At 38.0% G+C, this 12,602-nt stretch carries 9 protein-coding genes and 1 pseudogene; 9 read left to right on the top strand and 1 reads right to left on the bottom strand.

Annotated features, from left to right (window positions below; translation table 11 throughout):
* The first annotated feature begins 9 nt into the window (after positions 1–9).
* The 3 genes from IPI15_RS15060 to radC all read left to right on the top strand — a co-directional run bounded on the left by IPI15_RS15060 (position 10) and on the right by radC (position 4,423).
* Entirely contained in the window at positions 10–1,053 is a 1,044-nt protein-coding gene (locus IPI15_RS15060) for a T9SS type A sorting domain-containing protein (RefSeq protein ID WP_287421057.1), read from the top strand.
* 124 nt (positions 1,054–1,177) lie between these two features.
* The gene (locus tag IPI15_RS15055) at positions 1,178–2,764 is read left to right on the top strand and encodes a lectin-like domain-containing protein (RefSeq protein WP_287421055.1); all 1,587 of its coding nucleotides are present in this window, start codon (positions 1,178–1,180) and stop codon (positions 2,762–2,764) included.
* A gap of 972 nt (positions 2,765–3,736) precedes the next feature.
* Positions 3,737–4,423: a RadC family protein gene (radC, locus tag IPI15_RS15050; RefSeq protein WP_287421053.1), complete on the top strand. Its 687-nt coding sequence runs from the start codon at positions 3,737–3,739 to the stop codon at positions 4,421–4,423.
* Positions 4,424–4,457: 34 nt separating this feature from the next.
* Here the strand turns inward: radC and porW are convergent, their stop codons facing one another.
* Positions 4,458–7,631: a type IX secretion system periplasmic lipoprotein PorW/SprE gene (porW, locus tag IPI15_RS15045; protein ID WP_287421051.1), complete on the bottom strand. Its 3,174-nt coding sequence runs from the start codon at positions 7,629–7,631 to the stop codon at positions 4,458–4,460.
* 417 nt (positions 7,632–8,048) lie between these two features.
* Here porW and IPI15_RS15040 point away from each other — a divergent pair, with 417 nt between their 5' ends.
* The 6 genes and pseudogenes from IPI15_RS15040 (at position 8,049) to IPI15_RS15015 (ending at position 12,187) form a co-directional block, all read left to right on the top strand.
* Entirely contained in the window at positions 8,049–8,867 is an 819-nt protein-coding gene (locus tag IPI15_RS15040) for a M23 family metallopeptidase (protein WP_287405347.1), read from the top strand.
* A gap of 496 nt (positions 8,868–9,363) precedes the next feature.
* Positions 9,364–10,230, top strand: a complete 867-nt coding sequence (locus IPI15_RS15035) for an OmpA/MotB family protein (protein WP_287405346.1) — start codon at positions 9,364–9,366, stop codon at positions 10,228–10,230.
* 116 nt (positions 10,231–10,346) lie between these two features.
* A pseudogene (gene panD, locus IPI15_RS15030) lies at positions 10,347–10,695 on the top strand (aspartate 1-decarboxylase).
* Positions 10,692–11,330 (top strand): lysylphosphatidylglycerol synthase transmembrane domain-containing protein, encoded by a 639-nt coding sequence (locus IPI15_RS15025; protein ID WP_287421048.1) that lies wholly within the window; start codon positions 10,692–10,694, stop codon positions 11,328–11,330. Before panD ends, IPI15_RS15025 begins: the two are co-directional and overlap by 4 nt.
* Positions 11,258–11,788, top strand: a complete 531-nt coding sequence (locus tag IPI15_RS15020) for a lysylphosphatidylglycerol synthase transmembrane domain-containing protein (protein WP_287421046.1) — start codon at positions 11,258–11,260, stop codon at positions 11,786–11,788. Before IPI15_RS15025 ends, IPI15_RS15020 begins: the two co-directional genes overlap by 73 nt.
* A gap of 27 nt (positions 11,789–11,815) precedes the next feature.
* Positions 11,816–12,187 (top strand): adenylyltransferase/cytidyltransferase family protein, encoded by a 372-nt coding sequence (locus IPI15_RS15015; RefSeq protein ID WP_287421044.1) that lies wholly within the window; start codon positions 11,816–11,818, stop codon positions 12,185–12,187.
* Positions 12,188–12,602: the final 415 nt, after the last annotated feature.

Below are 12,602 nucleotides of genomic sequence, written 5' to 3'. Positions count from 1 at the left end.
TTGAACTACATGAAATATATTTATACGCTGTTCATATTATTAACATTTCCACTATTTAATGATGCACAGAAAAGTGTTCTCTTTGTAGATGACAGTGGCGATCAATTTATGAACAGTCAATATCTGGCTTCTACGTTAGATTCATTGGGCATAGAATATTATTATTATGATGCGAATGGGCTCAACGAATCTCCTTTTGCGGAAGAAATGTTGGCATTTGATGTCGTCATATGGCACACTTCCAGTTGGGGTGTAGGCCTTCATCTTTGGAATAAAGACAAGACGTTGAACCCTGAATTGGTGAACTATTTAAATAATCCAAAAGCCAAATTCTGGCTCATAGGTAATGACTTTATGTATGACAAATATGGCACTCCGGTTGTAGACTTTAATGAAGGAGACTTTCCATATGATTTCTTAGGAATCAGTCAATATAAATCTCAGTCATACGCGGATGATGGAAAATTAGGTATGCCTAAAGCAACCTATATGCCAACCAGTGGAATAGGTGTCAATGATTTAACCTGGTCTGTAGGCAATCTTTGGTATGCAGATGGATTTTTGCTTACACCAAGCGCTACGCCTGTTTACATGATGGATGGAGAGAATAATTATCCGCTGAAATCAGAGATTACGGGCTGCTCTAATATTACTCCTGCCAAAGGACATGTACTGACTTATGGATTTGACCTTGCACTTGCAAAGAATTTTGACATGATGAAGGATAATGTAAGAGCAGTGCTCAATTGGTTTGATGGTCTGGCCACTAATAATAAAGTAAAATCTTTAAGTGTCAACTCCTCTATTTTTCCAAACCCTACTAAAGGCCAATGCACAATCCAACTTTCTTCTAGAGCAGATGTCCAAATAAATATTGACCTATTGGATATCAATGGTCAATTCATAAGTTCTTTGGATAATGATGTAAACGTTAATTCTACCAAGTCAAATATAATGGTGGATGTGCCATCAAACATTGCTAATGGTGTTTATATTATTAGATTAAGTTCTAAGGATTCTCTAAAATATATGAAACTCATAATAGTAAACTAGCTTTAAATATTGAAACTCAAAATACCTTTCCAGCGTTTAAAAGAAATTCTCGTAACAAATAAAGTCTTGCCTTATCAATAGTTTTGTTCCTAATATTTTCAAGTCTTTAAGTATACTTGTTTTATTGACGCTGCATTTTACAGCCACTGCTCAATTTAAAATATCTGGTGATGCATCTCAGACTTCAGCACAATGTTTTGAACTAACTCCAGATCAGCAATTTAAGCAGGGAAGTGTGCTTTCTCGGCAGAAATTGGATGTTCAGAAGGATTTTACAATCGCTGTCACTATGAACTTTGGTCGACAAAACTTTACGACCAGTGGCGCGGACGGTATTGCTTTCATCATGATGACAGACACTTTTATACCAGTCACAGGAAACGGAGGCGGAATAGGCTATGAAGGGACACCTGAATCACTCGTAGTCGAATTCGATACTTATCAGAATGACCCAAATAACGATCCGGCCGCAGATCATGTGGCACTTATAATAGGTGGGAATCCTGTTCATGGTCCCAGCACACTTGCCGGACCAAATTCCATAGGTGCCGGTGGCAATGTAGAAGATACGAATGATCATGATGTTGTGTTTTCCTGGAAGGCAGCAACTCAGGAGTTTACCGTTTATTTCGATTGTGCCAAAGTACTAGGTTATGTAGGACCCATTTCAGGACCATTTTTTGGTGGTAAAAAAGAAGTTTTCTGGGGATTTACTTCATCCACCGGCAGTGCACGCAATAAACAGAGTTTTTGTTTTAAAAACAACTCATCCTGGGTTGATGTGTTGAAAGATGAAACTTACTGTGATAGTTCTCTCGTCACCTTGAATGGTGGCGCTGGCGCTATCTCCTACAAGTGGACTCCATCGAATGGACTCAGTAATCCATTTATAGCTAAACCCACTGTTTTTGTAAAAGAGAATACAACTTTCCTACTTGAGAAACTAGATGCCTGCGGCAATGCAACATTTGATTCAATGAGGGTATTTATTGTACCAAATACCATAGCTCTCGAACTTGGCGCCGATACATCTTTGTGTGAAGGGCAGGATTTGACACTCAAAGTGCAACAAACAGGTGCAGATTATACCTGGAGTACTGGTGCAAAGACCCAATCGATCAATGTAAATACTTCCGGTATATATTCAGTAATAGTAGATGATGGCAACTGCAAAAAAAATGATCAAATCGAAATATCATCCTTGCCATTGCCAGTCATCAATGTGAGTGCGGATACCATTATATGCAATAATAGCAAAGCCATCCTGACCGCAGTCGCCTCTGTAGATGATATCACCTGGTCTAATGGCGACACCGGACCCTCAATAATTGTAGAAGATGAAGGCACTTACACTGCTTCTGTAGTAAATCAATGCGGTATATCAGAGGATGAGGTAACTGTATCATTGAAAAATTGTGATGATTATTTTGTGCCAAATATTTTCTCCCCAAATTACGATGGTATCAATGATTATTTCGGCCCAACTAGAAGTGAAGCGATCCAGAACATTGAGAGACTTGCTATTTATAATCGATGGGGAGCCTTGGTATTCGAAGCTTTGAATATCAGCGCTGATGACGAGGAAAAAATGTGGGATGGCACATTTCGTGGTCAGGAAGCTAATCCAGATACCTATGTTTATTTGATCAAGCTCAAACTCGTTTCGGGTAAGGTGGTCGTGGTGAAGGGAAGTGTGAATTTGGTGAGATGATCAGTAATCAGTAATCAGTAATCAGTAATCAGTAATCAGTAATCAGTAATCAAAGAAACAAATAAAGTAGGTAAACAGCTTACTTCTCAAAACCAAATATGTGCTATGGGCAAAAATAGCACCAACGGATGATCCTCCTTAACTTCAAACTATTCTTCATAATACAATATTTTATTTTACACGTGATTATTCTAATTTCATATTTCCAACTTCTAATTTTGGAAAGTAATCAGATAGTTATAGATCATCATTATGTATCCATATGCGTGGAAATTTAATAGGAATACGGTAGGGACAGGTCGCGACCTGTCCTTACCGTATTCCTATTAAATTTAATTGAAACCTAGGTTCAATCGGCACGCAAATTTCAGTGAACCTTTCAAAACTGACAGTGCATTCCGTGCGGAAATTTTAAAATGGCAACTGTAGGGACAGGTCGCGACCTGTCCCTACAGTTGCCATTTTAAAATTCATGTAAACACCAGAGTTCTATAAATACGAAAAGCAAATATAAACAAGACCAATTATATAATTCCATTTCCTATAAGTTATGCAATTTATTAAGATCAAACTTTGTTGGCTTATCCATTATTTTGGCAGATTCCTCCCTTCAGTCGGAATGACAAAACATTTGTTTAGAGGGGGTATAAAATGGGGCGGCTGCGCCGCCCCATTTTATACCCCTATCCCATCGACTTAGCGTCCTTCCGAGCGAAGCGAGGAATCTTTATTCGAAAAACGAAACCCAGCCCGTTATTGTAAAGCTCGGTATTATATGGCAAATTATTGGTCAATTATATATTTCCAATTCGTATAAAAACACGATTTTCAATTTTCTCACGAAGGTTATCCATCTCGTTTCCACTATAAAGCCATCCGCTAAAAGCCATTAGCCAATAGCCATCGGTCAAATTTTTTTACAAAATTTCCCTCACAATACTTATCTTTACATTCAACCCAAATTAAAAAATTATGAAACCACTCATCATTAAAGAAATGAATGGCGAAGACCAACCCCGCCAGAAACTCCAGATCATCGGCCCTTCTTCCCTCAGCGACGCTGAATTACTTGCTATTATCCTGCGCACAGGCAGCAGAGAAATGACTGCTATTGGTTTGGCTCAATCTATCCTGAAGCATTGCGGCGGCAGTCTCAACCATTTGGCACGATGCAGCATCAATGACTTGACTGCTATCAAAGGGGTAGGTCCGGCCAAAGCTGTTGAAATTATCGCTGCCATCGAAATCGGAAAACGTAAGATCTCTCAGACCCATCAGGAAGTAGAATCAATCCGGTCCTCCAAGGATGCTTACTGGACTGTAGCTGCTCAACTCATGGATCTCAACATAGAAGAATTCTGGGTAGTGATCTGCAATAGAGCCAATAAGGTCATGGACAAGTGGAAACTTAGTGCAGGCGGCATGCATGGCACGGTGGTAGATGTTAAAGTATTGATGAAATATGCACTTAACAAAAATGCTTCAGGTATCCTCATAGCCCACAATCATCCTTCCGGCAATCTTTGTCCCAGTGAAGAAGACCGTTTATTAACCAAAAAAATCAGCGAAGCTGCTCAATTGCTAGATATCAGACTACTCGATCATATCATCGTAGCTGGCAATAAATATACGAGCTTTGCTGATGAAGGGTGGTTGTGAGGCAGATGCTAGAGTCTAGTGTCTAGCCTCTGTATCACATATTCCTATAGTACTTTGTAAACCAAACATCATAAAGACTCGGCGACTTCAACCTTAACAACTCTCGATAATTTGAATTAGAAATGGCATAAATGTCAAAAGGGAATCTGGCAGAAATAAAATCACTCTTCTTGTTTCTGGCCTGATTATAATATTCCATCGCCTTGATCTTATTGTCAAAAGAACGAACGAGCAGCACCTGTCGATCTGCACTTCCATCCTTCAAGGTGATATTCGCGATCTTGAGATCAGACTTATTGAAAAACTTGTTATTGTAGTCTGACACAGCTATCTTGACATCCTCCACTCTGGTGACTTCTGGCTTCATGATGATCATGACGAAATGCTGGTCCTGATCGTTGATCTTATATATTTTATCTGCTTCAACTAACAATGCTTCACTTTCATTGGCACCTGTACCAAGTAGTCTCATCATTTCTTTAGCTCTTTTCTCTTCCTCCGAATTCGGGTATGTGTTGATAAGATCCTTTAATGCGGCGATATAAGCCTCTTTTCCCTGAAGATTACCAAGTGCCATAGCAGAGATCATAGCGAATTTAGGACGCATCAGATTATTCTTACCGAATATGCTGTCACTTTTCGTAGCCATATCGTAGGCGATGACATAGTTTCCTGAATCCATAGTATTAAAGGTTTCAGAGTAATAGTCCTGCAGTTCATTGTCTTTAGACATCAGACGCTTGATATATTCAGGGTCAGAGAAATATAAGGAGTAAGGATTCCCACTATATTTGGTTTTCAAAATATTTGCATAATAGTCAGCTTTCGTTTTATCATTTTTTGACATATATGCAAAGTAAAGTTGATACATCGCCTGTGGCTCATGTCTGTTGTTCGGAAATCTTCTTAAAAGTTCTTCCAGTATTTCTATCGTCTTATCGCTTCTGTCTATTTTATCAGGATAAAGACCACCCAAAGCTATCATGGCATCCATGATGTCTGCTTCCACTTTACTGGTCGATGCAACATCTTTAGGAATTTCGGACAATACTTTTGTGATCTCTGATTTCGAGATAAAAAAGGTATTGACCGTTTCATCTTCTACCTTTTCTTCATCTGCAACAAAGTTTTGAATCAATGCTGAGTAACGCCAATTATCCACAAGTGGCCTTTTACCCCAAGATTTTTCGAACAGCTTTTTACCGTCCTTCACAGTTTTTTCATTGTAAGCAAAGAATGTAGTAGGCTTTGGACCTATCTGCCTGTTAATGTTAGCCGGTGCACCAAAACTACTACTCGCTGCAGTGTTATTGTTAAATTTAGGATTAAATCCTTGGGATGTAGAAGCAGCAGTTCCGGGGCCACTCAATTTTTCTTTAGCTTTTGCCGCCTTAATCAACTTTCTGGCATGTTCTTCCTGTTGCTCAGGGGACATTAAGCTGATGCGAAGGATGCTATCCTGATAATTGATTGTTTCGATGTTGAGAGCTATATCTTTCAAATTATCTCTTCTCAATAACACCTCATTGTATCTTGGCTTTGTATTGGGATAAGCTGTTGCTGTGCTGTCATAATAATGATACGCCAGATCAAACTCATCTCTGCCGTAGAACAGATCTGCAAGCTTTAGATAACTGTCCGACTTATCTACAGCACCTTTTTTACTCGCTTGAATGCCGGCCTGAAGGTTTTTTATAGCTGAAGCTATATCATTATTTTTAAGGTTGACATCCGCCATCAGGAAATAAATTTGATCCTTATAATCTTCATTCTTAAGATCCTTGAGCATCTTGCGAAGGTTTGAATTAAGATCATCATTAGAGATATTACCCATCGCAAGACTGTTACTGTACTTACTAAGTCTTGCATTAAAGGTCATTTCGTAACTTGGCTTCAGCTTTTCTACAGCTTCAAACTGAGCATATGCCATGTCATATTTCTTAACATTTGTGTACAACTGTCCAAGTATATAAGTCAGTCGAGCCTTTCTTTTTTTGTCTTTTACAAGTGGAAGAGCGGCTGTGATTTTTGGAATAGCTCCCACAGCATTTCCACGGTCCATATCTACCATTGCTTCAGTAAGCAGGGCTTCTCGCCTTACAAAATCGAATGTACCGGCATCAGATTTGAGGCTACGGAGTATTCTGCTTCCGTCTTCCAGATTGCCGCGCTGGATATATGTTTTAGCCAGCCAAAGCTGTGCTTCCTGAAATACCGGTCTGTGTTTTAATATATATTTCTTAGGCTTACTAACTACTTCAGGTTCATAATTGATCCTTACATCATCACCCGTGATGGATGCTGATTCCTTTGCCTCTTTTGCTTTTGCCTCGTCCTTTTTTTTCTGGTCTTCTACAGCCTTTTCATAGCTTTTATCTATAGCAGTAGCATTTCTGTCGTCCTCTTTACTTGCTTTCTTATCTTCTACTTTTTTCTTTGCACTGGCTTTTTTCTTTGCAGCAGCTGCCTTTTTCTTATCAGCGGCTTTTTTCTTTGCAGCCTTTTTCTTTTGAGCGGGAGTTAGTTTTTTATTTGAAGTGGATTTCTTAGGTGCTATTTTCTCATCACTTGATTTTTCATCATTTGATTTGGGCTCACTGACTTGCGGTGAAGTTGATTTTGGAGTTGCCTTGGCATTAGTCCCATTTCTGGCAGCTTTTTCAGCAGCTCTCTCCTCTATTCTTTTTTGTTTGTCTTCTTCCCTTTTCTTAGCAGCGGCTTTTTTCTTCTGCTTCGGGGACATTTTCTTCAATTTCTCCTTGGCCATTTTTTCGGCACTGTAGTTTTGAACTACGTATTTGAATGAGTTCTCCGCTTTTTCAAAGTCCTTTTTGAGAAACTGAGACTTACCCATTTGGAAATAACTATCATCTACCCAATGGCTTGCCTGATGCAGATAGATGTCCTTTTTAAGTTTTTCAATAGCCACATTAAGCGTACCTGCGGCAGTATTGCTGTCCACGTCCAGGAGGTAAGGATAAATGACTAGCTGATTTTGGAAGTTGTCCGGATGCTTGGCTTCTATCTGAAGAATGGCAGCATCTATGATCTCGTCAGCATTAAAATAGCCGTTATAATATGCGGTCATGTTCTGGTAGGCACGACCTATGAAACCGACATCTTCCTTTTTCTTTTTAGGAGAGGCGCAAGAGGTCATGATGACTGCTAAAAAAAGAAGATAAAAATATTTAGATTGATTTGCCTTCAAAGTAAAAAATGCTTTATGTATAACGTAAAAATCGATTCAACAGTGTATGAACGAGTATTTAACAAAATTTCGCACAAAAGTACAATTATATTTTTACAAATTGGCAAAATCCAAAGGCTGCTAACCAATATAGGTAGGACTAAGAGTGCTTAAAACATTTGATTCTAACGAATATTCAAAGTAGATCAATTACCATATAAATAATGCTGGACATCTTATTAATTCAAGACTTCCACCCAAAAAAGCATCTTACATCAATATTAATTTTAAAATAGATTATGCTAACTCTATGACAACTATACCCTGCTCTTGTGTCCCAACAATAAAAACCTACTCCAATTTAAATTTGTAATTTCACCGCTGACTTTATCGCAAATCGTACTTCAATTAGCTTTTGAAACAAGGCATTAATAACACATGACTCAAAAAACTAATTTTCAGAAATTAAAAGACAATCTTACAAAGGAGTATAAGGTAGTAATAATCGATGAAAAGTCGATGACACAAAGGTTTGCGGCTTATTACAATCCTCTAAAAGTCATTTGGATGACTGCCTTATTCGCCCTTATTATATGCATTGTTTCAGTTATTTTATTTACCCAAACCAGCCTCATAAGGTTCTTGGGGCCCTTACCAAAGTCTTTGGTAGGAGAAGATTATAAAAATCTTGCCATTCGCATCGACAGTCTGGAGACTTTGTCCCAAGCAAGAGAACAAAAGTTTAAAGCAATACAGAATTTAATTACTAAGGGAGTCAACACAACTCCTGATATTAAAGAAGAAAAGCAAGTAGAATCCACTATTAAAAAAGTGGAAATTCCAATTGAAAAGCAAAAAGAAATTAAGGTACATCACGTTCCTTTGCCTGCCATGAGTTTCATCAAACCCATATCAGGGGAAATTACTTCAAAATTCGATCCAACTAGATATCATTACGGTATAGACCTTGCTGCCAAGTCCGGCTCTCCAATTCTCTCAGTAGCTTCAGGATATATATTGGCGAGCGGATATACACGTGAAAATGGTTATACTGTATGGATCATGCATCCTCAAGGTTTTCTATCATCCTACAAACACAATTCTAAACTCAATGTGTATGTAGGTCAGTTCGTGGAACAAGCTGTGGAAATAGCCACCATCGGAAATACCGGAGAAGCCTCTACCGGTCCTCATCTTCATTTTGAATTGTGGAAAAATAATGAACCAGTTGATCCTGATTTGATGATTAAACTTTAGATGGTTGGGGTTTGGAGTTTGGGGTTTGATGGCGCTTATTATATTGATAATTAACGTTATAAATATATGATTATTTAATTTCTTATATTTATTTAATAGATTTTATTTGCTCGACTTAATCATCGAAGTTTCATTCTAACCCGCCGCCTAGAGCTTTGTCGGGCAGGTTTCTAATTTCTAATTTCAGATTTCAGATTTCTCACTTCTACCTCAGTTCAAGTAACAACAATTCTCTTAAGCTTTATTTAAAACGCAAAAATTAAGTTTATTAAAACAATATCCATATCTACACGTTTACTCAGTAATTTTACCTAAACTTTATGGTATAATAGATACTTTTTTATAATTTATCTAAATTTTTATACCTTTGTCCCCATTAAGAACGGTTTTTCAGATATTTATATATAATTGATTGACTATATTCGTTCTCCAAAATTAACTAACTAATGTACAATTCATTTTTAATTTGCATTTTTTAAAATAAAACCATAGAAGCATGAAATTTATTCATTTTATTTTATTATTCGCAGTAATTGGAGCTACCTCCTCCTGTAAAACCGGAAAAAAACTTAAAGCCGCTGAGGCTCAGTATAAGTCATTGAGTGACCAGTATGTCGCCCTTGAATCTAAATTAACTGACTGTGAAACAGCTAATAATGAAGCTGATAAAAGACGTCGGGTTTCTGATAAAGAGATCGAAGAACTTAACAAGCAGATCGCCTTCATGAGAGAAAATAACACTGCCGTACTTGGTCAGTTGAAAGACCTTTCTGTGGTAACTAGCAGCCAGGCTGAAAGTATTAAAAAATCACTTGATAATATCGGTGCTAAAGATAATTATATCCAAACTATCCAATCTGCAGCAGCGCGCAAGGACTCTTTAAATATGACATTGGTCATGAATTTAAAAGGTGCTATGGCAAACATGCAGGACGATGATGTACAGATCCAGGTAGAAAAAGGTATTGTAATGATCTCTCTTTCTGATAAAATGCTCTTCAAAAGCGGAAGCTATGATATTTCAGAATCAGCAAGTAATGTTCTAGGTAAAGTAGCTCAGGTATTAAACAATCAACCTGATCTTGAGATCCTTATCGAAGGACATACGGATAATGTTCCGATCGTTAAGGCAGGTATCCGCGACAACTGGGATCTGAGTGCACTAAGAGCAACATCTATAGCAAGAGTACTTCAAACTAAGTATGCGATCAATCCTAAGAGAATCACTGCAGGTGGTAAGAGTGAATTTAATCCATTGACGACCAATGACACTGCTGAAGGAAGATCTATTAACAGAAGAACCAGAATCATTATCATGCCTCAGTTGGATCAATTCTTCAAACTTCTTGAAAGGAAAATGTAAATACAATTCGGACCTATCCGTAATTAACGCATAATAAATAACCGCATTGCGAGCTTTGGATCACATCCATTCCGTTAATGCGGTTTTTTAAATTATAAATTTAACTTTGCGCCACTATGCTCATTCAGCTTTTTAAGTCAAAGATCCATCGTGCTATAATCACAGAAGCCAACCTCAACTATGTAGGTAGTATTACCATAGATGAAGATCTCATGGAGGCTGCCAACTTATTCGAAGGTGAACGCGTCCAGGTAGTGAATAATAACAATGGCGAAAGGCTGGAGACTTATGTCATCAGAGGAGAGCGAGGAACGGGTACTATATGCCTTAATGGTGCTGCTGCCCGTAAAGTGCATGTAGGAGATATAGTTATTATTATCGCCTATGGACTTTTTTACTCCTGAAGAAGCTAAGCAATTTAAACCGGCAACGGTATTTCCCGATGCAAATAACAGAATAGTGTGAGCCGTCCTCGAATCAAATTTCTTGGTGATATTTTAAAGTTTTTACTTTTCCTGACTATTGGAGCTGGAATCCTTTATTGGGTGTTTAGTTCTCAAAGCAAAGCCTTTCAGGCCCAATGTGTCATAGATGGTATAGCTCCTGAGGATTGTAGCTTATTCAAAAAACTGGTTGCAGATTTCCGCTCTACCAATCCATGGTGGATGATAGCTGTGTTGATTAGTTACCAACTAAGCAATGTCGTAAGGTCCTTAAGATGGCAGATGATATGCGCTCCACTTGGTTACAAGATCAAATTCAGCAATGCATTTTGGACAATAATGCTTGGTTATTTTGCCAATTTGGGAATATCCCGTGCCGGAGAGGTAGTTAGAGGGGGTAGCCTTGCGAAGTATGAAAAAATAAAGCTGGATAATGTTTTAGGAACCATTGCACTGGATAGAATACTCGATCTTGCGACCATGTCTTTGGTGATCATGCTGGCATTTTACTTTCAATATCAGGAGATCCACGATTACCTCGCTGCCAATATGAGAGACTTTGATATGGTAGCATTTTCCAAAGGTTGGATCTTTCAGTCCTTTTTGGTAGGAATTGGCCTATTTGTTTTGCTACTTATTCTGTTCAAACAAAAATAGCACAATCAATACTATATCTGAAAATCAAGAGTTTTCTGAAAGGTATTATCGCAGGAATAAAAACTATCAAGGATATCAAGCATCCTATATTGTTTATATTTTATAGTCTGATGATATGGGTCTTCTACTTTCTGATGGCTTATTTCGCATTTTTCTCTTTTGGACCCACTGCACATCTTGGCATTATGGCCGCACTTCTCGTATTTGTCTTCGGTAGTTTTGGGATTATTATTCCTTCTCCTGGAGGTGTGGGTACTTACCATGCTATGGCTATGGCCGCTCTTGCCATCTATGGCATCAAAGGTGATGATGCCTTCAGTTATGCCAATATTATGTTTTTCAATGTGCAGATCGTCACGACCATTGTATTTGGTATCCTATCGCTAATTTTGCTTCCACTTATCAATAAAAATTATCATCCCGGTCACGTCCAAATCAATCCTAATGTCATTGACTAAGATCAATTCCTGGAAGACGCTGTATCTATGGTGAAAACATGGCAGCAATCAGGTTTTAATGTCGTTTTTACAAATGGTGTTTTTGATGTACTTCACGTGGGTCATCTTCGATACCTGAATGCTTCTAAAGCGCTAGGTGATAAATTGATAATTGCTTTAAATAGTGATGAATCTGTGAAGAAACTCAAAGGGGATAATCGCCCTATCAATACTTTGGCTGATAGAATGGAACTAATCGCCGGATTTGAACCAGTCGATCTTGTCATTTCTTTTGAGGAAGAAACTCCTTTTAATGTGATAAATGCATTAATTCCGGATGTCATTACAAAGGTGGCGATTACACTCCGGATACAGTGCCCGGGGTTTTTCGAGGGGGCCGATACGAGTCATTATTATTAATTTTGAAGAGGGATATTCTTCGACATCTATTATTGAGAAACGAAATTGAAATGAGTCGTCAGTGATCAGTCGTCAGTATGGCAGCGCCGATTGATGATTACCACGAACTCCAAACTATTCTTCGTAAAACATCATTTTATCATACCCGAATCATTCTACACTTTAAGAAACCTAACCTTAATCCGTGTTCAGACAAATGAGTGATCATAAGACAAGCTTACCCGATGTGAAAATTTCAGAATCATTCTAATTTCTATTTCTAACTTCTAATTTAACAGGACCCTTACTTTAATCGCGGAGCGCTTTACGACAGCAATTAAGCAAAGAACAAGGATTGAATTAAATATGGTTTACTAATCATTCTAATTTCATTTTCTAACTTCTAATTTTTAAATCAGTGAAATCAATTTTTTAG

It is taken from the genome of Candidatus Brachybacter algidus, assembly GCF_016707225.1.
GTDB classification, from domain to species: domain Bacteria; phylum Bacteroidota; class Bacteroidia; order Chitinophagales; family Saprospiraceae; genus Parvibacillus; species Parvibacillus algidus.
Note: the sequence above shows the minus strand (reverse complement) of the source record. Positions and strands in the feature narration are given on the sequence as shown.

What these genes read in the sequence shown, in the direction of transcription:
- IPI15_RS15035 (WP_287405346.1), top strand. Translation starts at nt 9,364, where the DNA reads ATGAAATTTATTCATTTTATTTTATTATTCGCAGTAATTGGAGCTACC.
- IPI15_RS15040 (WP_287405347.1), top strand. Translation starts at nt 8,049, where the DNA reads ATGACTCAAAAAACTAATTTTCAGAAATTAAAAGACAATCTTACAAAG.
- radC (WP_287421053.1), top strand. Translation starts at nt 3,737, where the DNA reads ATGAAACCACTCATCATTAAAGAAATGAATGGCGAAGACCAACCCCGC.
- IPI15_RS15015 (WP_287421044.1), top strand. Translation starts at nt 11,816, where the DNA reads ATGGTGAAAACATGGCAGCAATCAGGTTTTAATGTCGTTTTTACAAAT.
- IPI15_RS15060 (WP_287421057.1), top strand. Translation starts at nt 10, where the DNA reads ATGAAATATATTTATACGCTGTTCATATTATTAACATTTCCACTATTT.